Source organism: Alistipes shahii WAL 8301, from assembly GCF_025145845.1.
Classification (GTDB): Bacteria; Bacteroidota; Bacteroidia; order Bacteroidales; family Rikenellaceae; genus Alistipes; species Alistipes shahii.
In genome coordinates this window covers 508433-534325 of the sequence record NZ_CP102253.1, presented here as the reverse complement: position 1 = coordinate 534325, position 25893 = coordinate 508433, and the positions used below count along the sequence as shown (strand labels likewise).

Annotated in this window: 15 protein-coding genes and 4 pseudogenes; 15 read left to right on the top strand and 4 right to left on the bottom strand. The window is 45.1% G+C overall.

From position 1 onward, the window contains the following. Positions 1 to 9: 9 nt before the first annotated feature. The 13 genes from NQ492_RS02290 to NQ492_RS02230 all read left to right on the top strand — a co-directional run bounded on the left by NQ492_RS02290 (position 10) and on the right by NQ492_RS02230 (position 15309). Positions 10 to 1791, top strand: coding sequence for a PKD-like domain-containing protein (locus tag NQ492_RS02290; protein WP_004293827.1), 1782 nt, complete (start codon positions 10 to 12; stop codon positions 1789 to 1791). 14 nt (positions 1792 to 1805) lie between these two features. Next, a complete protein-coding gene (locus tag NQ492_RS02285) occupies positions 1806 to 3896 on the top strand; it encodes a receptor L domain-containing protein (RefSeq protein ID WP_015547186.1) in 2091 nt (696 codons plus the stop codon). 28 nt (positions 3897 to 3924) lie between these two features. Further along, positions 3925 to 5025: a YncE family protein gene (locus NQ492_RS02280; protein WP_004293828.1), complete on the top strand. Its 1101-nt coding sequence runs from the start codon at positions 3925 to 3927 to the stop codon at positions 5023 to 5025. A gap of 18 nt (positions 5026 to 5043) precedes the next feature. After that, a complete protein-coding gene (locus NQ492_RS02275) occupies positions 5044 to 7122 on the top strand; it encodes a TonB-dependent receptor plug domain-containing protein (RefSeq protein WP_044054402.1) in 2079 nt (692 codons plus the stop codon). 11 nt (positions 7123 to 7133) lie between these two features. Then, entirely contained in the window at positions 7134 to 8273 is a 1140-nt protein-coding gene (locus tag NQ492_RS02270; protein ID WP_004289233.1) for an ABC transporter substrate-binding protein, read from the top strand. After that, a complete protein-coding gene (locus NQ492_RS02265) occupies positions 8274 to 9254 on the top strand; it encodes a FecCD family ABC transporter permease (protein ID WP_004311292.1) in 981 nt (326 codons plus the stop codon). Continuing rightward, entirely contained in the window at positions 9251 to 10009 is a 759-nt protein-coding gene (locus NQ492_RS02260) for an ABC transporter ATP-binding protein (protein ID WP_004289235.1), read from the top strand. The genes NQ492_RS02265 and NQ492_RS02260 overlap by 4 nt, the downstream gene beginning before the upstream one ends. Beyond that, positions 10006 to 10572 (top strand): DUF2284 domain-containing protein, encoded by a 567-nt coding sequence (locus tag NQ492_RS02255; RefSeq protein ID WP_004289236.1) that lies wholly within the window; start codon positions 10006 to 10008, stop codon positions 10570 to 10572. The genes NQ492_RS02260 and NQ492_RS02255 overlap by 4 nt, the downstream gene beginning before the upstream one ends. Before the next feature lie 1782 nt (positions 10573 to 12354). Continuing rightward, on the top strand, positions 12355 to 12771 hold the full coding sequence (locus tag NQ492_RS02250; RefSeq protein WP_007567627.1) for a DUF3408 domain-containing protein: 417 nt from the start codon (positions 12355 to 12357) through the stop codon (positions 12769 to 12771). Between the two features lie 29 nt (positions 12772 to 12800). Next, the gene (locus NQ492_RS02245; protein ID WP_007567629.1) at positions 12801 to 13187 is read left to right on the top strand and encodes a DUF3408 domain-containing protein; all 387 of its coding nucleotides are present in this window, start codon (positions 12801 to 12803) and stop codon (positions 13185 to 13187) included. A gap of 27 nt (positions 13188 to 13214) precedes the next feature. Then, entirely contained in the window at positions 13215 to 14003 is a 789-nt protein-coding gene (locus NQ492_RS02240; protein WP_015547185.1) for a ParA family protein, read from the top strand. A gap of 146 nt (positions 14004 to 14149) precedes the next feature. Further along, positions 14150 to 15079 (top strand): amidoligase family protein, encoded by a 930-nt coding sequence (locus tag NQ492_RS02235; RefSeq protein WP_044054392.1) that lies wholly within the window; start codon positions 14150 to 14152, stop codon positions 15077 to 15079. Further along, positions 15076 to 15309: a hypothetical protein gene (locus NQ492_RS02230; RefSeq protein WP_015547183.1), complete on the top strand. Its 234-nt coding sequence runs from the start codon at positions 15076 to 15078 to the stop codon at positions 15307 to 15309. The genes NQ492_RS02235 and NQ492_RS02230 overlap by 4 nt, the downstream gene beginning before the upstream one ends. Positions 15310 to 16172: 863 nt before the next feature. Here the strand turns inward: NQ492_RS02230 and NQ492_RS02225 are convergent. Together NQ492_RS02225 and NQ492_RS02220 are read right to left on the bottom strand one after the other, a co-directional pair. After that, positions 16173 to 17180 carry an IS110 family RNA-guided transposase gene (locus tag NQ492_RS02225; protein WP_231839903.1) on the bottom strand — a complete coding sequence of 336 codons (1008 nt, stop codon included), beginning with the start codon at positions 17178 to 17180 and terminating at the stop codon, positions 16173 to 16175. A 254-nt stretch (positions 17181 to 17434) separates the two neighbouring features. Further along, positions 17435 to 18400, bottom strand: a pseudogene (locus NQ492_RS02220) (IS110 family RNA-guided transposase). 261 nt (positions 18401 to 18661) lie between these two features. Here NQ492_RS02220 and NQ492_RS02215 point away from each other — a divergent pair. Both NQ492_RS02215 and NQ492_RS02210 read left to right on the top strand, forming a co-directional pair. Continuing rightward, positions 18662 to 19269, top strand: a pseudogene (locus NQ492_RS02215) (master DNA invertase Mpi family serine-type recombinase). Then, positions 19266 to 20141: pseudogene (locus NQ492_RS02210) on the top strand (TaqI-like C-terminal specificity domain-containing protein); the annotation flags it as partial. The pseudogenes NQ492_RS02215 and NQ492_RS02210, both read left to right, overlap by 4 nt. Positions 20142 to 20386: 245 nt before the next feature. Here NQ492_RS02210 and NQ492_RS02205 read toward each other — a convergent pair. Next, positions 20387 to 21325, bottom strand: a pseudogene (locus NQ492_RS02205) (IS256 family transposase, variant Zn-binding type); the annotation flags it as partial. A gap of 269 nt (positions 21326 to 21594) precedes the next feature. Continuing rightward, positions 21595 to 25383 (bottom strand): type IIG restriction enzyme/methyltransferase, encoded by a 3789-nt coding sequence (locus NQ492_RS02200; RefSeq protein WP_015547181.1) that lies wholly within the window; start codon positions 25381 to 25383, stop codon positions 21595 to 21597. Between the last annotated feature and the right edge of the window lie 510 nt (positions 25384 to 25893).

Below are 25893 nucleotides of genomic sequence, written 5' to 3'. Positions count from 1 at the left end.
CCACACATCATGCATCGTTTTCACTATTTTATTATTTCTGCCTGTATGCTGTTCACCTCCTGCAACAAGGATGAAGTCATTACCGAAGAAGTAGGAGGACAACCTATAATAGAACTTGACAGCGAGACCGGTATTTACACTGTCAAGGTCGATCACGAATTGACTATCGCCCCGACATACCAGAATGTTGAAGATGCTCTTTTTGCTTGGACGATAGACGGTACGCTGGTTTCTTCGGGTCCGTCTCTTCAACGTACATGGAATGAATGCGGGGATTTTTATGTCAAACTAAGAGTAGACAATGCGGAAGGCTATGCCGAAGAGGAACTGAAAGTAGAAGTGAAAGAACTCACCCCTCCGGTCATCTCACTGGCACTACCTTCGCAGGGGCTAAAAGTCGTCCGGAATACCGATTACACATTTACTCCCGATATTCAGCATTCGGATGTCGAAGGGTTCAAAATCGAATGGGTACGGGAAGGAAAAATCGTTTCCACCGAGAATACTTATACTTTCAATGAAAAAGAACTCGGTGTTTATACGGTGACAATCAACGCTTCCAATATAGATGGGACAACAACGAAAGACGTAAGCGTAGAGGTCGTGGAAACGATGCCCTACGTTGTCAAATTCCCGACCCCGTCTTACCTGCAAACATCCACGGACAGGTACACTTTTGCCGACCGTCCTGTTTTCCTGCGTCCGTTGTTGGAGTATTTCGACAATCCCCGTTTTGAGTGGAGTGTGGACGGTCAGGTCATGGAAGGAGAAGTGGAACGCATGTTCAAGTTCACGCCGTCCGCACCCGGAGAATACACCGTCTCCTGTACTGTGTCGGAAGACACACCGACGGAAAAAATAAGCAGGAATATCGACAAAGGGAAAACGGCTGTCACTGCCACCGTAAAAGTCGTTTGTGTGGACAAAAAGGAACAAGACGGCTTCCGGGCTTCGGGAAGTTCCAAGCTCTGGAATAAAGTCTATGAATATACCCCAGCTCCCGGCCAATTTATCAACGAGACGAGCACGATAGGCGGTATGACCGGCAACGAAACATCCCCTGAAGCGGCTGTCGCATGGGCAACACAGCGTTTGAAAGACAAACTGCACGTCTCTTTAGGTTCTTTCGGGGGTTATATCATCGTCGGCTTCGACCACAGTATTCCCAATTCGGGTAACCAATATGATTTCTGTGTTCAGGGGAACGCCTTTGACGGCAGTTCCGAACCGGGTATCGTATGGGTCATGCAAGATATAAACGGAAACGGATTGCCGGATGACGAGTGGTACGAACTGAAAGGATCTGAAGCAGGCAAGGAAGAAACAATACAGAATTTTGAAGTGACCTATTACCGTCCGGAAGGCAAAAAAATGGATGTCCAATGGATCAGTTCCGACGGTAGAAACGGCTGGGTAGACTATCTGTCCGCTTATCATACACAAGACTATTATTATCCGGCTTGGATTTCGGAAAACAGTTATACCCTGACAGGCACTTGTCTGGCCGCCCGCAACACCCAAGATTCTCAAACCGGTTATTGGGATAATCAGAGTTATGACTGGGGGTACGTGGATAATTTCGGAAACGACCAGATAGAAGGCGGCAGTACGGTGGATGGAAGCGGACAAAGGAACGGTTTCAAAATTTCCAATGCCATCCATGCCGATGGAACGGAAGCCAATCTGCAATATATTGACTTTATCAAAATACAATGCGGTGTTCTGGCCAAAAGCGGCTGGCTGGGCGAAGTTTCTACGGAGGTATTTTCTTTTGAGGATCTAACCAAATAATAAAAATTACAAGTATGAAAATTTATTTTCTTCCCATGCTCCTATCCTTGTTCTTTTTGGGAGCGTGTGACAAAAACGATGAAATTATACCTGAAGATGCAGATGAAAATTTCATCACATCGGTCGTGATGACCGTGGACGGGAAATCGTACACGGCCGACATTACGGACAATACAGTAACAATAACCGTTCCCTATACGGTATCGCTGAACAACGCCGAAGTGGAATTCAAGTACACAACTTCTGCAACAATCATACCTGATCCTGAAACGGTAACGGACTGGGATAACGAACGAACCTTCCGGGTGACATCCTATAACGGAGATGCCCGCGAATATACCTATAAGGTCGTGAAAAGCGAGATAGAATCTGACGGAGATGTGGAGTTGAAGACCACCGAGGAGGTAGCTTCTTTTGCCGCAACCAAAACAACCGTTGTCAAAGGGAACCTGATTATCGGCTCTGATGCGGAAGAGGCAGAAAAAATCACTGACATATCTGCATTGGCATCTTTGAAAGAGGTTACTGGCAACATTGTCATTCGTAACAGTTACAACGGTGCAGACTTGACAGGGTTGGATAATATCGTTTCTGCCGGAGGTTTACAGGTAGGTTCGACCGATGTCGCCTCGAAAGCTACGGAACTTCACATGATTTCCATGAAAGCATTGGAAACGCTCTCCGGAGACATATCGGTATATAACGACCAAGTGACGTATGTCCTATTCGAGAAACTGGCAACTATTGAAGGAAGCGTGATGTTCAATGCGTCGTCGTTACAGAGTTTTGAGTTTCCGGTTCTGACTACTGTAGGTCAGGATCTGAATCTTCAAGGACTCAATGAAGAGAACACAGCAGCCGGTTCGATTGCGTCTTTGGAAATACCGGAACTGACAAGTGTCGGAGGGGTCTTGTCCGTAAACAATCTTGCCAAGCTGACTTCCATGAGCTTCCTTAAGCTGAAAGAGACCGGTGGCCTTGATTTCCATACCGTCCCCGTGATGTTGGAAACCATCAACCTTCCGGAAATCGAAACAGTAAACGGAAGTATTATTATGGAAGCCAATATGGAAGCTCCTCCTACCGGTAGTTTTGTTCCCCAACGAAATGACGTGCTTCAGGCTTTCGGTGGAATGGACAAACTGACAACGATAAAGGGACAGATAAAGATAAAGAATTTCACGGCACTCAAACAACTTCCCGACTGGAGCAAGATCACCACACTTGGAAGCATCACGCTGGATTATCTTGAAGATGTGAGCGGAACACTGCTGTTGCCGAACGCCCGATTTGAAACCTTCGGAGAAACAGCGCCCCAGATTGAAATTATAAACAAGGTGCAGCTCTCCAAAATTGAAACAGCCGAAGATTTGTCAAATGTAAATTTTGTCATCACCAGTCTCACGAATAATAAGTTCCCTGAAATCACGTTCAAGAATATCAAAGACTTCACTTGTAAGCCAACCACCAACAATATCGATTATACCATATCGACAATTCAACATGTATATGGAAATCTAAATGTGACAGGCCAAATGCGAAGCAATGCCAAATTTCCCGACTTGGAAATCATAGATGGATATGGATATATCCAAATACCCATGTTTGCTTCAATCACAATGCCAGTCTTGAAAGAAGTGGGAGGACAGTTCTATTTATCTGGAAATTTTACCAGTTGTAACTTGCCCTTACTATCCAAAGTTTGTTGTTCAGCTTCTCCTGTATATTATAAAGAGGGAGAGGGTTCGTTAGCAATATCTTTACAAAGTAAATCGCTGGATATTCCGGAATTGCTTCACGTAGGAGGTGAAGGGTTGTTCGTTAATAAAGCAACAGGCATTACTTGTGATAAATTACAGACTATAGATGGTACGCTACAGATAAAAAGTGCGACTTTTCTTTCTCAGGAAACACTTTCCATGGAGAAGTTGGAGACCTTGCATGGGGTTGTTTTTGACGGTTTGACGAAATTTACCGACTACACTTTCTTCGGCAAGTTTATAGAAAACGGAATGATTACGGGGGAAAGTTGGAGCGTGACGAAATGTGGGTATAACCCAACCTTCCAAAATATGAAGGACAAACAATATACGCAGCAGGATTAAACCTTATACCTTAACCAGAGTACCCGTAATGATTCGGGTACTCTTTTTTATCCGAATGACAATGAGCAGAACAATACAACGGATTTGCCTTTTTCTTTTCTGCCTGCCAGTTTTCGGCAGTTGCATGAAATGGGATTACGGAGAGATGGAAGATTTCTCTGTATCGGCCTCTGGTCTTTTCATTACCAACGAGGGGAATTTCCAGTACAGCAATGCCACGCTTTCCTACTACGATCCCGCCACGTGCGAAGTGGAGAATGAAGTGTTTTACCGTGCCAACGGGTTCAAGTTGGGCGATGTGGCCCAGTCTATGGTTATCCGGGACGGTATAGGCTGGATCGTGGTGAACAACTCGCATGTGATTTTCGCCATCGACATCAATACTTTCAAGGAAGTGGGCCGTATCACAGGTTTCACCTCACCCCGGTATATCCATTTTCTGTCGGATGAGAAAGCCTATGTGACGCAGATATGGGACTACCGTATCTTCATCATCAACCCCAAGACATACGAGATTACCGGCTATATCGAATGTCCAGACATGGACATGGAATCGGGTTCCACCGAACAAATGGTACAATACGGCAAGTACGTCTATGTGAACTGCTGGTCGTACCAGAACCGCATCCTGAAAATCGACACGGAGACGGACAAGGTCGTGGACGAACTGACCATCGGCATACAACCTACTTCGCTGGTCATGGACAAATACAACAAGATGTGGACCATCACGGATGGCGGTTACGAGGGCAGCCCATACGGTTACGAGGCACCGTCTCTCTATCGTATAGACGCCGAGACTTTCACCGTAGAGAAACAGTTCAAGTTTAAGCTGGGCGACTGGCCTTCGGAAGTCCAGCTCAACGGTACACGGGATACACTTTACTGGATCAACAACGATATTTGGCGAATGCCGGTGGAAGCCGACCGTGTTCCCGTCCGGCCTTTTCTGGAGTTTCGGGACACCAAATACTACGGCCTTACGGTCAATCCCAACAACGGGGAGGTATATGTGGCCGACGCTATTGATTACCAGCAACAAGGTATCGTGTATCGCTATTCGCCGCAAGGCAAGCTGATCGATGAATTTTACGTGGGAATCATTCCGGGAGCTTTCTGCTGGAAATAACGAGGAAGGAGGACAAAAATGAAAAGACATCTTATTCTATTGTTCGTGGGGGTAAGCCTGCCCTTTCTGCTTGCCGCCCAGCAGAAAAATTCCGTCAGCATTACCAAAAGGGTACTACGTATTCCGGAGGTTACGGTGGTGGGCAAACGACCTATGAAGGATATAGGCGTGCAACGAACCCGTTTCGATTCCATCGCCATGAAAGAGAACATCGCCTTGTCTATGGCCGATGTGCTGACATTCAACTCATCCGTTTTTGTCAAGAACTACGGACGCGCCACGTTATCCACCGTGGCTTTCCGGGGTACCTCTCCCTCGCATACCCAAGTGACGTGGAATGGTATGCGCATTAACAACCCGATGCTGGGCATGACGGATTTTTCCACCATCCCTTCTTACTTTATCGATGATGCCTCGCTGCTGCACGGAACGTCATCGGTAAACGAAACGGGCGGCGGCTTGGGTGGTCTGGTCAGGCTCTCCACTTCTCCGGCCAACCATGAAGGGTTCGGGTTGCAGTACGTGCAGGGAGTGGGGTCGTTCAGCACGTTCGACGAGTTTCTCCGCCTGACCTACGGTGACAAACACTGGCAGTCCTCCACCCGTGTGGTGTATTCCTCTTCCCCCAACGACTACAAATACCGAAACCGGGACAAGAAGGAAAACATCTATGACGAGGACAAGAACATCATCGGTTCCTATTACCCGACGGAACGCAACCGCAGCGGGGCTTATAAGGATCTGCACGTCTTGCAGGAAATTTATTATAACACGGGCGAAGGCGACAAGTTCGGGCTAAACGCCTGGTATATCAATTCCAACCGGGAACTGGCGATGCTCAGCACGGATTACGGGAACGACATGGACTTCGAGAACCGCCAAAGGGAGCAGACGTTTCGCGGCGTCCTCTCGTGGGATCGCGTGCGGGAGAAATGGAAGGTCGGTGTAAAAGGCGGCTATATACACACATGGATGGCCTATGATTACAAGCGGGACAAGGGAAACGGCGAAATGGCTTCGATGACCCGCTCACGCAGTAAGATTAACACGTTCTACGGAAGTGCGGACGGGGATTATGCTCCTTCAGAGAAATGGCTGTTCACGGCCGGTGTTTCCGTACACCAGCATTTGGTGGAAAGCGCGGACAAAAATATCATCTCGCAGGAAGGTAACAAGGCTGTTGTCGGGTATGACAAGGGACGTGTCGAGTTTTCCGGTTCCGTTTCTGCGAAATGGCGGCCTGTCGATCGTTTTGCCGCCTCGCTTGTCCTTCGCGAGGATATGTTCGGTACGGAATGGGCCCCGGTTATCCCGGCTTTCTTCATCGACGGGGTACTGTCGAAAAAAGGCAATATCGTGGCGAAAGCATCCATCTCCCGGAACTACCGTTTTCCCACGCTGAACGACCTCTATTTTCTGCCGGGCGGTAATCCCGACCTGAAAAGCGAGCACGGCTTCACATACGACGTGGGGTTGTCGTTCTCGGTGGGGAAAGAAAATGTATATGCTTTGAGCGGTGGTATCAACTGGTTCGATTCGCACATCGACGACTGGATCATCTGGCTACCCACAACCAAGGGATTCTTCTCCCCCAGAAACCTCAAAAAGGTACATGCTTACGGGGCAGAGACCAACGCCCACCTTGATATAATGCTCGGAAAGGACTGGAAACTGGATATGAACGGAACTTTCTCGTGGACTCCCTCGAACAACGAGAGCGAACCGATGAGTCCGGCAGACCAATCCGTCGGCAAACAGTTGCCATACGTGCCGGAGTTTTCCGCAACGGTGACCGGACGTCTGTCATGGCGGACATGGAGCCTGCTTTACAAATGGTGTTATTACAGCCAGCGTTATACCATGTCGAGTAATGACTATACCCTGACGGGCTATCTGCCCCCTTACTTCATGAATAACGTGACACTGGAAAAACAGCTCTCTTTCCGATGGGCCGATCTGTCGCTAAAGGGCAGCATCAACAACCTGTTCGATGAAGAATACCTTTCCGTATTGTCCCGTCCCATGCCGGGCATCAATTTCGAGATATTCATCGGCATAACACCCAAGTTCGGAAAAAACAAAAATAGTAAACGATAATCTGCATCAATATGAACGCATTAAAGAATTTAAGCCTGATTTTGTTGCTTTCTCTGGCATTTACAGGCTGCCACAACAAAAGCTCAAAAATCAATGATTTCAACCTGCTGCTTTATGCTCCCGAATATGCCTCCGGCTTCGACATCAAAGGGGCGGGCGGGAAGGAAAGCGTACTGATAACCGTCAGGAATCCCTGGCAGGGAGCGGACAGTGTAACCACATGGCTGTTTATCGTCCGCAACGGTGAAGAGGTTCCCGAAGGGTTTGCAGGACAGGTACTCAAAGGAGACGCCAAACGCATCGTGGCGATGTCTTCCACTCATATCGCCATGCTTGACGCAATCGGTGAAGTCCGGTGTATAACCGGCGTTTCGGGAATCGACTACATTTCCAACCCAGACATCCAAGCCCGCCGCGACAGTATTGGTGATGTCGGCTATGAAGGGAACATCAACTACGAGTTGCTGCTCTCGCTCGATCCCGACCTCGTTCTGCTCTATGGGGTGAACGGCGCAAGCGCAATGGAAAGCAAACTCGAAGAACTCGACATACCGTTCATGTATGTCGGCGATTATCTTGAAGAGTCGCCTCTCGGCAAGGCCGAATGGATGGTAGTGCTTTCAGAAGTCACAGGAAAACGTGAGAAGGGTGAAAAAGCCTTTGCCGCAATCCCGGTCAGATACAACGCCTTGAAAAAGAAAGTGGCCGACAGTACCCTCGGCACTCCTTCGGTTATGCTTAATGTTCCCTATGGCGACTCGTGGTTCATGCCTTCAACCCAAAGTTATGTAGCCCGCTTGATTACTGATGCGGGAGGCCGCTATATCTACCAGAAGAACACGGGAAACGCTTCTATCCCCATTGACTTAGAAGAAGCATATCTGCTCGCGTCGGATGCGGACATGTGGCTGAACGTGGGAATGGCGAACTCCCTTGACGACTTGAAGGCATCATGTCCGAAATTCACCGATACCCGATGTTTCAAAAATGGAGAGGTGTATAACAACAACGCCCGTACCAACACAGCCGGGGGTAACGACTATTACGAGTCTGCCGTCGTGAATCCTGACATCGTGCTCCGCGACCTCGTGAAGATATTCCATCCTGAACTGGTGCAGGAAGAGTGTGTGTATTACAAGCAACTGAAATAGATGCGTTCCCGTTCGACTATATTATTCTCCATATTGATTACGCTCACGGTCGGTCTTTTTTTACTGGACTTGGCCGTGGGAGCTGTCAACATTCCGATCCGCGATGTATGGGCAGCACTGACCGGGGGAAATTGTTCCCGTGCCACGGAAAAAATCGTACTCAACATACGCCTCATAAAAGCTATAGTGGCACTGTTGGCCGGGGCTGCCTTATCGGTCAGCGGTCTTCAGATGCAGACCCTCTTCCGTAATCCTCTTGCCGGTCCCTATGTCCTTGGCATCAGTTCCGGTGCAAGTCTCGGTGTGGCACTTGTGGTACTTGCCGGGATCGGTTCATCAATAGGCATTGCCGGAGCAGCGTGGGTGGGTGCGGCTGTCGTGTTGCTCGTGATAACTGCCGTCGGACAGCGAATAAAAGACATCATGGTAATCCTGATTCTGGGCATGATGTTCTCATCGGGCGTAGGTGCTGTCGTGCAGATATTGCAGTACCTCAGCAAAGAGGAATCGCTGAAAGCCTTTGTCATTTGGACGATGGGGGCTTTGGGTGACGTCACCTCCGGACAACTTCTGATTCTTGTTCCATCGGTGTTTGCCGGACTGCTGTTGGCGGTACTGACCATCAAACCGCTTAACCTCCTGCTGTTCGGAGAGGAATATGCCGTAACAATGGGACTGAATATTCGGCGTTCACGCAGCCTGTTGTTTCTCTCGACAACGCTGCTCGCCGGAACGATAACCGCTTTTTGCGGTCCGATAGGTTTCATAGGTCTCGCTATGCCTCATGTCACAAGAATGCTTTTCCAAAATAGCGATCATCATGTCCTTCTGCCCGGAACAATTCTTTCGGGAGCATCGATATTGCTTCTTTGCGACATCATTTCTAAAATATTCACCTTGCCGATCAACGCCATTACAGCTCTATTGGGAATCCCAATCGTCGTATGGGTGGTTTTACGCAACAAATCCATCACCGCATGATAGAATTACAGCATTTTTCCATAGGTTACAAAGAAAACTCGTTGCTCCACGAGGTAAATGCCACGATAAAAAAAGGTCAACTGACAGCCCTTATCGGAAGAAACGGGACAGGAAAATCGACGTTGCTCCGCGCCATAGCCGGTCTGAACCGGTGTTATTCCGGAAAAATCATTCTCGACGGGCACGACATCGCCTGCATGAAAACCGAAGATATGGCAAAAACGCTGGCTGTCGTCACGACCGAGCGCACGCGCATCGCCAACCTGCGGTGCAAGGATGTCGTAGCCATAGGCCGTGCTCCTTATACCAACTGGATAGGTAGGATGCAAGAAACAGATAAGGAGATAGTCATGCAATCGCTCATTTCGGTGGGAATGGAGGCTTATGCAAACCGCACGATGGATAAAATGTCGGATGGCGAATGCCAGCGTGTGATGATTGCTCGTGCATTGGCACAGGATACTCCTATCATTCTCCTTGATGAACCGACTTCCTTTCTTGACATGCCTAATCGCTACGAACTTGTGGCGTTGCTTCGTAGGCTTGTCCACGACGAGAAAAAATGTATCATGTTCTCGACACATGAACTTGACATCGCGTTGTCCATGTGCGATTCGATAGCATTGTTAGATACCCCGAATTTAAGTTGCTTGACCGCGTCTGAAATGCAGAAAAGCGGATACATTGACAGACTTTTCCAAAATGAAAACATCCGTTTCGACTCCTTATGCGGTACAATGATTTTGAAACAATGAGTATATACACTGTAGAAAATTTTACTTCAGACATCACTGTTGAAGGATATATCGCCGAATTCCGTGACGAACCACATTTTCTTGAACTTTGCAAACAATGTACCAATTACGGTAAAAGTTGGGGGTGTCCTCCATTTGATTTTGATACGGAATCGTTTCTCCGACAATACAAGTATGCACATCTTATGGCAACGAAGATAATCCCTGAAGACAAAGATATTCCGATTGAATATACACAAAAACTCATTTTACCGGAACGGATACGAATCGAGAGCGAATTATTGGATATGGAACGGAAATATGGAGGGCGTTCATTTGCCTATATAGGTAAATGTCTTCACTGCTCAGATAACGAGTGTACGCGTAACTGCGGCACACCATGCCGACACCCGGAAAAAGTGCGTCCGTCACTCGAAGCCTTCGGATTTGACATAGCCAAAACGCTTTCTGAACTTTTTAACATCGAACTTCTTTGGGGAAAGGATGGCAAATTACCTGAATATCTTGTTCTCGTAAGCGGATTTTTTCATAATGAATACGAACTTTGCAACATAGCATACTAATGATTCGGACATGAAATAAACAGACAAACTAACCACATTCGGTTCAATCTGTTTTGTGATTTCAAATGAATTATAGTTAGATATGTAAAAAGCGACGCTGGAGCTTGAAATAAGTAACGGTTTATCGGTGTATTCTCCGTTAAACCGTCCTGTTTTCGTTAAACGAAAACACAACTTGCTGTCCCCTAATGGGGACAACATTCTCCAATAGGAATTGTGTATCAGCCTATTGTACGGTTATTCTCCTGTGATTTTCGGGTCATTTCCATCAGGCATTTGCCGGCTGCTCTCCCCATAAAAAGGTGGCTATCTCTCCTGAATCATGTGACTTACGCCCATAATTCAGGAATAAGGGAGACGTATGTACTGGAAATCTGCCCTTTCCATACCCTATTCTCCATTAATGGATTGTTATTTTTACACATCTGCAAATGGAGAATGACAGGTAGCCGTATACGCCTTATTGTTTTTCTTCATTGTCTCCATTAACGGATTGCTACTTCTACACTTCTGCAAATGAAGAATGTGCATGTAACCGTGTATGTCTTATGGTTTCTTTTCCTTGTCTCCATTGATGGATTGATACTTCTACACTTCTGCAAATGGAGAGCGGCAGTGAGCCGTATATGCTTCATGGTTTTTCTACATTATCTCCATTAATGGATTGCTACTTCTACACTTCTGCAAATGGAGAAATGGACATGTAGCCGTATATGCTTCATGGTTTTCTGCATTATCTCCATTAATGGATTGCTACTTCTACACTTCTGCAAATGGAGAAATGGACATGTAGCCGTATATAGTTCATTGTTTTTTTCATCGTCTCCATTAACGGATTGCTACTTCTACACTTCTGCAAATGGAGAATGACAGGTAGCCGTGTATGTCTTATGGTTTCTTTTCCTTGTCTCCATTGATGGATTGCTACTTCTACACTTCTGCAAATGGAGAACGTGCAGGTAGCCGTGTATGACTTATGGTTTCTTTTCCTAGTCTCCATTGATGGATTGCCACTTCTACACTTCTGCAAATGGAGAATGGGCAGGTAGCCGTATACACCTTATTGTTTTTCTTCCTTGTCTCCTTTGATGGATTGCTACTTCTACACTTCTGCAAATGGAGAATGGGCATATAGTCGTGTATGACTTATGGTTTCTTTTTCTAGTCTCCATTGATGGATTGCTACTTCTACACTTCTGCAAATGGAGAACGTGCAGGTAGCCGTGTATGACTTATGGTTTTTCTTCATTGTCTCCATTAACGGATTGCTACTTCTACACTTCTGCAAATGGAGAATGGCAGGTAGCCGTATATGCCTTATTGTTTTTTTTCATCGTCTCCATTAACGGATTGCCACTTCTACACTTCTGCAAATGGAGAACGTGCAGGTAGCCGTGTACGCCTTATGTTTTTTCTTCCTTGTCTCCATTAACGGATTGATATTTTTACACTTCCACAGACCGATAATCCAAGAATCCGTATCAGGACGGATGCATGCTCCCACACCTGCCCATAAGGATTTGAAAGGGGCGGTGGACAAGGAACGGAATCCCGCCACTTTTCCACGCCGCTACGGACAGCAGGATTCTGACGTCACTCCCGCATGGGAAGAAGCATCCGGATGGAACCATATGTTCGTCCCCACCATCATGTGTATCATGACAATAAACGACTTTGGATGACTATAAGCGACAGGTGGTTCCGTCCTGTCCTCTTCTTTCTTTATTTTGTATTCCGAAACAATGCCAGTTGTGTAATTTAATAAATTAAGATTTTAAGACAATGGATTCAGAAAAGGAAAAGAACCGGCTTTCCGATATCGTTCTCGAGAGGGTCGGACTCACGGGAAACCTTCTGTCAGCTCCCGTTTCCCCATCCCCGGAACCGGCGGTGGGTATGCCGGGGCATGAAAGGCAGGTCCGTGCAGGGAAAGTGACAGCCCCGGAAGAATACAAGAGGAGGTTTCTTGTTCCCGCTCCCAAGTCTGTGGAGTGGAAGACCGCGTATATTGACGGGAGGCTGCACCGCCGGATCGCCATGCTGGTCAGGGCCGCCGGTTGCGGCAGCATCTCCGGGTTTATCATCCGGCTGCTGGAGCTCCATATGGAGGAGCACAGGGAGGATATCGCCGCCCTGCTCGGTGAGGTCTACCGTCCCTGGGATGAGGACGGACAGCGTGGAGGAACGGCCCGCCGATAAAATGTTGTCATTGTCCAAGAAGATATATCATGACAGGAAAGAACGTAAAAGACCGGATTGGTCCCGGCGGGATGGACGCGGACCGCATCCGTGAGATCATGGGGGAAGCACCTGCCTGTCCCCGGAAGGGACGTGGAATGTCCGGTAACGACATAATGCGTCCCGCAAGGAAAAGCGGCCCCATGCAGCCGTCCGTCTATGGGGAGGAATACCTGCGTGGCATTGCGGGCGTGCAGCGCCGGTCACTGCATATTCCTGCCGCCCTGCACCGGAAACTGTCCATCCTGGCGGGAGCCTCGAGAAATGGGAAGGTCACGCTGGAGGGGTTCATCAACCACCTTGTCTCGCGGCATCTGGAAGAATACAGGGAAACGGTGGAGATGATTCTGGAAGAGTCCCTGCCCGGCCGGTCATAATAGTGTTTAACATTTAATGCAAGAAGTATGATGAAAAAAGAAAAAGAGTTGTTGGTTGCCGTCGCCAGCCAGAAGGGTGGCGTGGGAAAATCCGTCTTTACGGTACTGCTGGCCAGTGTGCTGCATTACCGCAAAGGCCTGCGTGTGGCGGTTGTGGACTGTGACTACCCGCAGCACAGCATCGCCCTGATGCGTGAGAGGGACATGGAGAGTGTCATGAAAAATGACGACCTGAAGGTGAGCCTTTACCGGCAGCACGAGAGAATCCGGAAGCTTGCCTATCCGGTCATCAAAAGCGATCCGGAAAAGGCGGTGGAGGACCTGCGTCGTTATATGGACGAAAAGGGGGAAACTTTCGATATCGTGCTTTTCGACCTTCCCGGAACGCTCCGCAGCGAGGGGGTGGTCTATACTGTTGCTGCGATGGACTACATTTTCATCCCGATCAAGGCGGACAACATCGTCATGCAGAGTTCCCTGCAGTTTACCAAGGCTCTGGAAGAGGAGTTGGTCTCCAGGAAGAACTGCAACCTGAAAGGGACCTGGCTGTTCTGGAACATGGTGGACAGGCGGGGGCGGAAGGATTTGTATGACGTCTGGAACCGGGTCATCGACAAGATGGGGCTGCGGCTGCTGTCCTCACACATTCCGAACACCCTCCGCTACAACAGGGAGGCGGACCCTGTCTGCAAGGGTGTCTTCCGTTCCACGCTGTTTCCACCCGATCCCCATCAGGAGAAAGGCTCCGGCCTTCCTGAACTGGTGGAGGAGATATGCCGTACCATCGGCCTGGAGGAACCCGATACCGACCGGTAGCGGATGTCAGGGTATAGACACCTTAAATAAGGACTTTTAGCCTAAGATAAAGTAAGCTAATAGCATGATAATAAAGCTCTTATAATTACGATTTCTCCTATGAAAGCATTACCTTAGTAGTGTAATAATAAAGGAGGTAACAAGTTATGAACGAGCAAATTAGAAGCATTTTAGCACAAGAGACAACAAAGACAAGCAAGATCCGGCAGCTGTATCTTTTAGGTGTTCCCCGCGCGGAAATCGCAAGAATGGTAACCAACGGCAATTACGGTTTTGTGGTGAATGCCCTGCGCCGGATGAATGAGTGTGGGGACGGTCCGAATATCCATCCGTCGACAGCTGCGTTGGACTATGCTTTCAACCGCAAGTTCGGTATCGAGATCGAGGCCTACAACTGTTCCCGTGAACGGCTTGCACGCGAGCTCAAGGAAGCCGGCATCGAGGTTACGGTGGAAGGTTATAACCATACCACCCGTCCGCATTGGAAGCTCGTGACGGACAGCAGCCTGAGCGGCAACGACACCTTCGAGCTGGTCAGTCCGATCCTGGTCGGTGAAACCGGACTGCGGGAACTGGAGAAGGTCTGCTGGGTGCTTGACTTGTGTGACGTGAAAGTGAACGAGAGCTGCGGTCTTCACGTGCATATCGATGCCACCGGTTTCAACATGGAGACCTGGCGTAACCTGGCTTTGAGCTACAAGCATCTGGAACCGGTCATCGACCGGTTCATGCCGGCCTCCCGTAGGGACAACCGCTATTGCCGCGGACTGGGGCACGTCTCTGATGAGATGATACGTTCCGCCCGGACTGTGGACGAGTTGAAAGGAAGGATCGGCGACCGTTACCATAAGGTGAACCTCGAGGCCTACTCACGGCACAAGACGGTCGAGTTCCGCCAGCATTCGGGAACGACCAACTTCACAAAAATGCGTAACTGGGTGCTGTTTCTCCACAAATTGGTTACCTTTGCCACAAGGGAACATGTGCCTGCGGCCACCACGCTCAGTGACATCCCCTTCCTGGACAGTGAGCAGAAACTATATTATAAATTGAGGACTAAAAAATTATCGGCATGAACAAGCATATGTATATTTTGGCGGACGGCGGCAGGATTGCCGCTTCCGGCCCTTCCGAGTTTGTACGCCTCCTGCGTGAGGGCAGCTGGTTTGACAGCGAGTGCACCGACGAGGAGTACATGGTGAATTTCTCCGGGCGGTACAGGGAACTGCACGGGGTGACGGTGAGGACCGACACGCCGGAGCATTTCATGGACGACCTGAAAAAGTACGGTTACATCAAGGGCTGAGAGGCCCGTTCCTTTATTGTTACGTTCCCTGCCGGTTCATTCATCTCCGGTGGGGATTTTTTTCTTTTTTCACGGTATCTGATCTCCGCCGTATCCTGTTTTCCGGAGGCTGGTTTCACGACCTCCTTCCTCAATCATTTTTTTCTCTTTTCATACTGCTATCAACGGATTGTCGTACTTTTACACACAATCCCGGCAATATCGGGAAGAATCCCGGGCTCTCGCCGGACTGCCATTTGTCATATCTTTTGCCGGCATTGACTATTTATGTCTATATATGACTATAACTGACAAGGTATTCCCTCATACATTTACTCTTTTTTTCTTTGCGGCGTAGGACGACAATCCGCCACCGGGAACGTCCGCCTGACCAAACACCCGGTTATCACATGGAATTAATGTATAAATCAGAAGTTATGGTTATGGACAGCATTGAAAGGAACCCCCAAATCCGTATCATATCGACGGGAAGAAGATGCCGGATATACGTTGCTGCTAAAGGTTCATATTTGAACCGCATTTCCGGGGACCGGAAAGAGGTGGCGCCCACAAGGACTTTTCATCACCGGTCGGAAAGTAAAAAGGCGATAACGGAGAAACGGTAAAAAATATATTGAACTCCTTCTTCAAACAGCTCCGGAGGGGGAGTCGGAAACCACGACACCCAGCCGGAAGTGCCTTTGGAAAGTATTTTGAACTGTATTTCAATAATTTGAGTTTCTGACAGGAAGCTATTTAAAATGGAAAGAAAAATGGACTATAATAAGAAAACTGAATATGGTTAACGATAATTAGTATATTTATGCAGTTGTCGTGCATGGAAAGCTCGTCGGGGCTGACTGCTCAGCCCCTATTCTTATGGATTACGCAAGCGAATTTTGATAATTTCTCGAAAAAAAAGCATCCGTCCTAATTACAGCGAACATAATCGTAACTAATTTCGCTCTAACTGCATTCAGAACCGACATCTTATTTTTTCCCTCTTCGACCTTTCTGTCATAATATTTCTTCAATGGACTATTTTTCACTTGTGAAACAGATAGTGCCGCCATATGTAGCAAATGCTTGATGCTTTTGTCAGCCCTATTAGATACTCTATTTTTAGAACGTTGGCTACTTCCTGACACATAGACGAACGGAACAACTCCTGCATGACAGCAAAACTTCCTGGGATCAGTAAAAGAAGTGAAAGCATCTGTTTCCATGATCATCTTCAGTGCAATACGTTCCCCAACTCCATCCACAGACATGAGTAAATCCATTTGATGAGCAATGACAGGTGCTTGATTTATAAGTTCTTTTATTTCAAGGTCTATTTGTGCTATGTAATCCGTAAATGTATTGATAATCCCTTCAACTCTATTGCATTTAGCAATATATATTGAGTGTTCCATATAGTCTACCTGATCTTTTAGCTGGGATTGATATTTAGCCCTATCTGCAACAAGCATACTGCGTTCTGTTGATAAGTTTTTGAGTTTTTGTATTATAAGCTCTGATGCGGTATACGGTTGTAGGCAATCATTATATCTTTCTGCATACATTGCTATTCGGCAGGCATCTATTTTATCATTTTTGCCACGAGGTATTCCATGACAATATTTTATTTTAGCTGCATCTTCCAAACATAAGTAGACTCCTATACTTTTTGTTGCACAGACCAAAGGATAGGTATATTGCCCTGTATGTTCCGCACAGACAACCAAACTGTCCTCAGAGAGGAAAAATTTCTCAAACGTTCTTGTTAACCAAGATTTAATAGAGGATAGATCATTAGGAATAACATCATAAAGGATGTCCTTACCGTTACTCCTTAAACATAAATCCAATTTTTTCTTACTCGCATCAACTCCTAAATAAAAAACTTTCATACTTTTGTTTTTGAACATTAAACAAAAAAGAAAGGACCTGAACTTGACCTAATAATCTTAAACAGGTTTACTGAAATTCTTATATGGGTTTGAGTTCAAGGAAGGAGCAAAAGGACCGAATAGGGACTTAGACTTGACTTCTATTGCCGCTGATGGTTTTCCTTTTGCTTTCCTTTCAATATCAATTCAAAGATAAATATTTTGATGCTGCAAATCTAAGGTTGCCGCATGGCGTTCCCTCCGCAGATGAGTATTTACGGTTTCTCGGACTTGAACCCATCGACATACGGTTTTCCTTGCGTGACCACAGCGAAGGCTTGCCTTATAAGTTTGTTGGCGACAGCAACGACCGCCACCTTGCCTGGCTTGCCGTTAGACCGCAAACGGTCGAAACAAGCCTTGCACTCGGCATTACACCTGAGTGACGAGAAAGCCGCCACATAGAGCTGGCTTCTGAGGTTTGAATCCCCGTTCTGGTTGATGTGACCTTTGACATTGACTGACGTACCGAACTGTTGGTAAATAGGTGACAGGCCCAGATAACGGGTCAGTTGCTTGGCATTATCAAAATAGGTGAACCCGCCTGTGGCCACGATAAGCGCGGCTGCCAGTGTAACACCGATGCCTTTGATGGAGGTGAGCAAGTCCATCTGTTTCCTGTACTCGCCTTACGCCAAGGAAGTGATATTCTCTTCCATTGCCTTGATTTGCTTCTCGAGGAAAGCAATCGTCTTTTCGATGGTTTTCTTGCATTCAGGGTCAAAAGAAGAAAGAACTCCATCGAGCCTTTAAGGTTGCGTGTTGCCACAAGTTGCTTCTTTAGCTGGCGTAGTACCGTTCGTTTCTGCTTCAGTACGAGGATTGAGTCACTGCGGAGCTTATAAGGATCCGGCTGCATCCTCTCCCCGTACAGGGCTATCAGACGGGCATCTATCTCGTCCGTCTTGGTGACGGAGAGCATGGCACGGGCGAAGTTCTTTATCTTCAGCGGATTCTCAAGGCTGACGGTTATCCCTGCTTCGGAAAGCAGATAGACGAGCAACGCACTGTAATTGCCTGTGGCTTCTAATACTCAATGGTGCTCTGCTACTGAAATGGTTTGGATGAACTCATGGACACCCTTAACCGTGGTTCTTGAATGTTTTTGTCCTGCCGGTCTTGGCGGACGAATAAGCGACAACAAAGGTCGCCTTGCTGACATCGATTCCAACGTAGGTCATAGTCTGAAACTTTAATTAAACAACATCACTACATCGTGAGCCATCATTACGAATGCGGGGGCTCAAAAGCCCATTGAACTATCCGGTTTCTGATGTAAGAGTGTGGGGGCTAAACATTTTTCACGGTCTTTACGACTAATGGAAATTGAAAGTTCATTAAAAACGAAATGGCAAAGAATTAAATGTAAAATCAACGCTCTCTTAGGTTTCTATAGAAAAACTATCCATATTATATATCTATAAACATTTATAATTAGACATATGATATACGGATACATTAGAGTAAGCAGTGATAAGCAGACAGTAGAAAACCAACGTTTTGAAATCAAGAATTTCTGCGACAATCAAAACATAAAAATTGATGGTTGGATAGAGGAAACCATTAGTGGAACAAAAGCCTATAACAAACGTGAACTCGGAAAATTGCTCAATAAGGTACAGAAAGATGATTTGATTATCTGCGCTGAATTGTCCAGATTGGGTCGTAATCTCTTTATGATAATGGAAATTCTGAATATTTGCATGAGCAAGGAATGTAGGGTTTGGACTATCAAAGACAACTATAAGTTAGGAGAGGACATTCAAAGTAAAGTGTTGGCTTTTGCTTTTGGACTGTCAGCAGAGATTGAACGTAACCTTATTAGCCAACGAACAAAAGAAGCCTTAGCACGAAAGAAAATAGAAGGGGTAATATTAGGACGTCCTAAAGGGAAAAAAGTGCTCCAGAGAAGTACAAACTCCACGATAAGAGGATTCTCATACAAGAACTATTGAAAGCTGAAGTTTCACAACGCAAAATCGCTAAAATTTGTAAAGTGGATAGAAATACGCTCGCTCGATTTATTAAGACTTTTATGGTAGAAGCATAAGGAGCGATTTCGTGCAGCAACAAGGCGTGAAGTGTAACTTTGCAGATTCTATCCCGTGAGTGATATTGTCTCCCATTGAACAAAGTATCAGGCGTAAGATTGAATCTATTGGTACACCACTCAAAGATTGGGATATAAACATTTATCGTGGAGTCCTTACCGGGTATAACGATGCGTTTATCATATCTACCGAAAAGCGTGATGAGATATTGGCGAATTGCCAGACAGAAGGCGAGCGTGTTCGGACGGCTGAACTTATACGACCGATTCTTCGTGGCAGAGATATAAAGAGGTATGGATATGACTGGGCAGGGCAATGGCTAATATATATCCCTTGGCATTTCCCATACCAATTTGATGAATCTATAACTGGTGCTTCTGAAAAGGCAGAAAAAGCGTTTAAAGAACAATATCCTGCTGTATATAACCATATGTTGGAATATAAAGAACCACTTTCTAAACGAAACAAAGCAGAGACAGGAATTCGATATGAGTGGTATGCTATGCAACGTTGGGGGGCCAAGTATTGGGAGGATTTTTCTAAGCCAAAAATTGTATGGAAAATAATCGGAAACCAAATGGCTTTTGCATATGATGCCAACAATTATGTAATGAACAATGCCTGTTATATTATGACAGGCGATCATTTGGATTATCTGTTGGCAGTATTGAATTCACAAGCTATAACATGGTATAGCTATGTGACTAATATGAATAAAACTGGCGTTGGAGATGTTCAAGTTGGAGGTCAAAATATAGCGACTTTCCCTATACCTTTTTATGATGCCAATAAAATAGAACTCATTGAATTAGCAGAACTTGCAAACAGTATAATAAATAAAAATAGGCGTATAGGTCATTTCGGGTGCTAAAATCGTTGTAATACTGGTGTCTGTCAGTATGATATGACCATTCAAAACTTTTGAACACATATTTGATGCGAGCGCTTTCGCTCTATAGGTCAAAACGGGTGCTGAAAATGGCACCCGTTTTTGGTGGATTCATCTGTATTTTGTTATTTTGCATTGCGGCTTAAAGCGTAACGGAGCTCTGCTGGGGAGCACCTCCGCCAGGAATAAAGCCGTCCAATATGCATAATGCGATTCAGGAGATGGCCTTAGCGGTTGTCTCCTTTTTCATTATGCAATTTGGCATATGCCAAGAAAAACCCGTTCATCATCCGCTTGCGGTTTTCCTCAATCATTCCCGGATGATTCCGCAAGGCTTTCTTCATGTCGGTGAATGTGCCTTCGATCATATTGTTTGTGTTGGGCATACCTCTGACTTTCTCGTATGTAAACAAAAAAGGAAGGTAGGTCGATATGCTGACCATGGCAGATCTGAGCCGTTGATGGGTATATATCGTGCGTCCGGTAATCTCGTTGACCGTCTTTTCTTTCAGGAAGTCATGCCATTTCCTCTTCCATTTCTCAAATGCACTGACGAATGCACTTTCATTCATGTCTTTTAGACGGTATGCAAGATCCAATAACTCCTTTCCTGCCTCAAGTTGCGGATTCTTGGTCAGTTTTCTTCTTATTATCGCCACCATGTGGAACTGGCACATCTGTATTCTGTATTCCGAAAGGACGGTAAACAGCTTTTGAAAACCATCAATGACAATCCCCTGAATGGCATACCCGCATCCTACTATATGTTTCACAGCGTCCTCGTAATCACTGATGTGCTCGTGGGCGATATGCTTCATGTAAAGAAGTCTGCCGCTTCCGCTTTCCAGAGCCAGCAGCACTCCTGTATTGCGCCCAAAATACGTGGCGTCGAGATGTATCACACCGCTTCCTTTGATCCTAGGCTGTTCCCAGCTGAACGAAATGGAGGCAAGCCGACGTGTCACGGTCGAAGCACTGAGACCTGTAGTTTCACTGATCTGGGCTATTGTCTGCTTGCCGTGCAGGTACATCTCCCAGATGTCTTCTTTTGTAAAATCACGCCCGCCGCTGAAGCGGCGTCCACAAACCATGCACTTGTATCGTTGGACGCTTTTGCGTTTTCCGTCCTTCTTTACAATGGGGGAATTGCATGTCGGGCATTTTTTTGTTCATAATGCAATTTCTATATTTTCAAATGCCAAAATATACTGAAAATCAAATAGAATGCCACGCTATCGGCACCCGTTTTGACCTATAGCGTGGCGTTTTCCTGTTTTTGAGGCGTTTCAGCACCCGTTTTGACTAATAAGTCTAAAAATATCAATCTACCATTTATTGACTCTAAAATAGAGGGTTTGGTTTCAATGATATATGGATTCACGAGTGAAGAAACTAATTTTCTACATTCATTTGTTTCTTCACTCCGAAAGTCTATTTAGACAATTTGCTGGTTTTCAATATATTGAATTTCATCTGAGGTAAGTTTATAAACATCATACATCAACTTATTGCTAAAACATTCAAAATCCGTAATGCTCATCTTGCCTACTTTCAAATCATTGAAAGCAGCAAGATGAGTATTTAGTTGTTCAGTAGATAGCTTAGCAACAATAAGCTGTTCTATGGTATACTTTTTCCATCTAATAGTCCCTACTCCTGTAGTTGTCCCTACTTTAGAAAACAACCATTCAGACACGGACGAATTTAAAGCAGACAAAAGGTATTCAATACACTCGCCTTTCATGTAAAAAGAAGTTGCTTCTGGTATATATTCTCCCAAAAAGTCGAAAGCAAATTTTGATTTATCAGATATTTCTCCCCATATGATTTTTGGCTTAGAAAAATCCTCCCAATAACTGATGCTATCTTGTGTTTCAAACCACTCGTTACTAGTTTTCTTTCGGGCTTTTATTTTTTTGCCATTAACAATATGAGTTTCTCCTGTTTGTTCTAAACGCTCTATGCCAATTGACAGAAGATAATTTTTCACCGCAGGATAACTTTCTATATCATAATGCCGCGAAGGAAATGTGGCTATAATCCACAAGTCCGCCCATTCATATTCATATCTCTTGATATCCCTGCCACGAAGAATCGGTCGTATAAGTTCAGCCGTCCGAACACGTTCATCTTCTGTTTGACAATTCGCTAGTATCTCATCACGCTTTTCGGTAGAAATGATAAAAGCATCATTGAAACCAGTTTTTATCCCATAGTTGATTTGGATGTTCCAATCCTTCAAGGGTATTCCCACAGACTCAATCTTCTGCTTGATGCTCTGTTCAATGGGAGACAATATCACCCATGGGATAGAATCTGCAAAGTTACACTTCACGCCTTGTTGCTGCACGAAATCGCTCAAATTATTCAAGCCATTCGAATCTTGTACCAAACAAGCTTGTGTGTTAAAAATATTTGCTGCTTTTTGAGATAAAAGAATATTTGCTTCTACCGTTATTGCATCGAATATTTTTATACCTGCAAAATCTACCAACATAATAGGATTGGTCTTGCTTGCGAAATAACCTCGCAAGGCTTCACCATACCCTGCACGCATCCATTTATTAGACGTGATATAGCAAAGAAAACCATTGGGAGTAAGCAGGTTCATACCCAACTCATAGAAGAGGCAGTAAATATCACCAGTGCGTGCATAAGTTATGTAACCCATGCATTCTAATACATCGGCACTCTTACCCATAGATTGTAACTGAATGTAAGGTGGATTGCCAATGATACAGTCAAATCCCAAGAAGTTGCCTTCGGCATCGAGTACTTCTGGAAACTCTATACGCCATTCGAATGCACCAAGATAAATTTTGTTGGAGCGTATTTCCTCAAATATATTTTCTAAAGTCGCAATTTCTTTCTTTAAATCGGCAATGCGCTTGTCCGACGCTTTCTTTTCCTTTTTTGTCGGTTCAAACAGTTGAGGCGCTTGTAAGTTTGCCAACTCAGAGCGGCGTTTGTTCAATCTAACCAATCGTGCATCCCGGCGGTTGATCTCTGTTTTCAGTTTCGACTTGATTTCTGTTATAAACGTTTCCAAATCCTGCTTTTCGCTTTTACTTTGGGCATTTTTATATTTAGCTACAGCCTCCTTATATTGGCTGATGCTGATACTAGACTCTCGCAGTACGGTCTGAATACTGTCTGTCAAAGCGAATCGGTGAAGCAAAGAATTTCCACATTTGATGTTAATGTCGATATTTGGTAAGGTTTCTAAATAAGTGTAATTACTTTCAGCCGTATAGTAAGCATTCTTCAACAATTCAATCCACAGTCGTAGGCGGCAAATCTTCACAGAGTTGGGGTTAATATCAACGCCAAATAAACAGTTCTCAATGATTTGACGCTTCTCCTTGAAAAGAGTTTCCTGCATGCGGCGACTTTCCGCATTGAGTGGGTTGTAAGCAAATAAATTACCTTCGGTATCGGTAACAATCAGCTCGTCATTTTCAATGGCAAGTTGATAGTCCGCTTTGCGGATACGCTTACCGGTAGCATCTACCAAAATACCTAATTCGTATTTCAAGAGTATCAGTTCATTGAGAGCAGACACAAGAAAGTGACCCGAACCAACAGCTGGATCACACAGTCGCAAACTGTTAATTAGTTCATTAGCTTCGACTATATTGTCAATATGGTTGTATAGTTCTATACGGGTGGTACAATTCCAGCCATAATAACCATTAAACTTTTGCAACACGGTCTTGGTGATTGCTTCACGGCACATGAACATAGTGATAAAGCCTGGAGTGAATACTGAACCATCCTTGTGACCATTTATTTTCTCGAATATAAGCCCTAAAACAGAAGCATTGATGAGTGTTTTAGCCTCTTCTTGCACTTCTTCACTGCCTTCGCTCGCAAAGTTATAAGCGTCGAGAAAAGCAAACAAATATTGCAGGGTGGGTAATGCGTTGACTTGTAGATTGCGTTTTTTATTTCGTAATACGCTACTCGCCAAGACAGGAAGTACCGTACGTTGTGAAAGGCTGTTTATCTTAATTGTTTTACTTTCCAAATCTGTCACCTCGAAAAGAGAACTGTTAAGATAGGGAACGTAAGCAAAATCACGCATAATGGAGTGTGTGCGACTGCCCATGTCACGTGCAAGCACTTGGAAAAAGAGTGTGTTGAGATCATCATAGTCATGAATCTTAGTTATTGAAAGAAATTTATAGATTGCATCTCCATTGTGGTATTTCAACATCTGAGCCTCCAACAGTTTCAAGAAAAGGATACGATTCATCCAAGTAATACACAATTCCATTGCAACATTGAATAACCGTTCCTCATAATCATTCCCATACAAACTACCATTTATGTGACGCAAACAATCTTCTGCATCCAGTTGGTTAATAGTATTCTCTAGTAATGAAGCCTCGTCACGCCGTTCCACAGCTTTGCGTACAATCACGGTTTTATTATTCTCTTTGCGTTCCTCAATACCAATAATGTGTAGCAGCTCAGTGTAGAATCCACGGTTGAGCGAATTGCTGTCATTTTGGAACGATAGCTTCAAAAGATGTGTATCGCTGAATATCTTATAAAGTTCGATAAGTTTGCGTGAAGCGCTACCGTCTGTTCTATCAAGCAGGTGTTGATAGTCTTGTAAGTTGAAGTAAGTGTATTCAAGGCTATCTTTCACCTCCTCAATATAGGTTGTTGCAATTTCAGTATAGAAGAAATCGGTTTTGTTACTGGTTTTGCGTCCATCCACAAAGTCTTGAAACTCACGACGTAATTGTTTGTTCTGATAGAATTTGCGTTCAAACTCATGGGCATCAAAAATAAAGAATTCATGAATATTAGTAGCGATGAGATATTTAATATCATTGTTCTTCTTATTGACACGTTCTTTAAGATAGTATAGCAATAATTCCTGCAAAGCCTTACGATTAAGATTGTCATTAGAAATCATCTCACCTTTGTTGGTGGTACTCTTTACTTCAATCAATAACCCTATATTGGACTTGATAGTTTTATCCAATCGGATAGCCAAATCAATATCTTCTTCGGGAGCCATGTAGTATGGCTTGTAGAACGTTTCACTCAGAAAATTACGTAAATGTTCTTTTTGCGTGTGTTCTCTTTGCCCATCCACAATATTGTCTCTCAATGTGCGAAGGGCATTTTTGAATAAGTCAAAATCTGTTGTTTCAATCGCAACCTGTCTATATGCTTTGTTCAAAACTTGATTCGGTTTGAGTAGTCCCATAATGTTTGGTAAATGAGTTAATAAAATACAAAGGTAGTCTAAAAACTTGATAATAAAGAATGAACGTATTGGTTTAACGAAAGTTTGTTCTACTGCCAGCCATTATCAACAAACAATAGCAGCAGTAGATTTGACATGATTCTACTTATTATATTGTAATAGCCAGCCAAAGTAATCTTTTCACATCCGGATCTATCACAGGTTGGATAAGTTGTTAACCTGAAGGTAACCGACCTGATGGTATAGGAACAGGAAGAAGTCTGTAATCATGGCATTTACCCGGATAGAGAAGCCACATTTTTTATTGCCGGACTTCCGGCATTGCCTCATCCATGTGTGAAAAGGAGTTTTTTCTTTCACCACAACGTTCCTTTCACATACCCAAAGGGGGTAGTGGATCCAGACCTGCTTCGGCTTTCTTTTTCCTTCCCATATGACAAAAACCGACTATCCATGACTATTCCTGCCAGTGTGCCGGTCGTGCTTGCCTCTCATGGTTTCTTCCCTTAT

Coding starts and splice junctions, on each gene's coding strand:
- NQ492_RS02290 (WP_004293827.1), top strand. CDS start 10: ATGCATCGTTTTCACTATTTTATTATTTCTGCCTGTATGCTGTTCACC.
- NQ492_RS02285 (WP_015547186.1), top strand. CDS start 1,806: ATGAAAATTTATTTTCTTCCCATGCTCCTATCCTTGTTCTTTTTGGGA.
- NQ492_RS02280 (WP_004293828.1), top strand. CDS start 3,925: ATGATTCGGGTACTCTTTTTTATCCGAATGACAATGAGCAGAACAATA.
- NQ492_RS02275 (WP_044054402.1), top strand. CDS start 5,044: ATGAAAAGACATCTTATTCTATTGTTCGTGGGGGTAAGCCTGCCCTTT.
- NQ492_RS02270 (WP_004289233.1), top strand. CDS start 7,134: ATGAACGCATTAAAGAATTTAAGCCTGATTTTGTTGCTTTCTCTGGCA.
- NQ492_RS02265 (WP_004311292.1), top strand. CDS start 8,274: ATGCGTTCCCGTTCGACTATATTATTCTCCATATTGATTACGCTCACG.
- NQ492_RS02260 (WP_004289235.1), top strand. CDS start 9,251: ATGATAGAATTACAGCATTTTTCCATAGGTTACAAAGAAAACTCGTTG.
- NQ492_RS02255 (WP_004289236.1), top strand. CDS start 10,006: ATGAGTATATACACTGTAGAAAATTTTACTTCAGACATCACTGTTGAA.
- NQ492_RS02250 (WP_007567627.1), top strand. CDS start 12,355: ATGGATTCAGAAAAGGAAAAGAACCGGCTTTCCGATATCGTTCTCGAG.
- NQ492_RS02245 (WP_007567629.1), top strand. CDS start 12,801: ATGACAGGAAAGAACGTAAAAGACCGGATTGGTCCCGGCGGGATGGAC.
- NQ492_RS02240 (WP_015547185.1), top strand. CDS start 13,215: ATGATGAAAAAAGAAAAAGAGTTGTTGGTTGCCGTCGCCAGCCAGAAG.
- NQ492_RS02235 (WP_044054392.1), top strand. CDS start 14,150: ATGAACGAGCAAATTAGAAGCATTTTAGCACAAGAGACAACAAAGACA.
- NQ492_RS02230 (WP_015547183.1), top strand. CDS start 15,076: ATGAACAAGCATATGTATATTTTGGCGGACGGCGGCAGGATTGCCGCT.
- NQ492_RS02225 (WP_231839903.1), bottom strand. CDS start 17,180: ATGAAAGTTTTTTATTTAGGAGTTGATGCGAGTAAGAAAAAATTGGAT.
- NQ492_RS02200 (WP_015547181.1), bottom strand. CDS start 25,383: ATGGGACTACTCAAACCGAATCAAGTTTTGAACAAAGCATATAGACAG.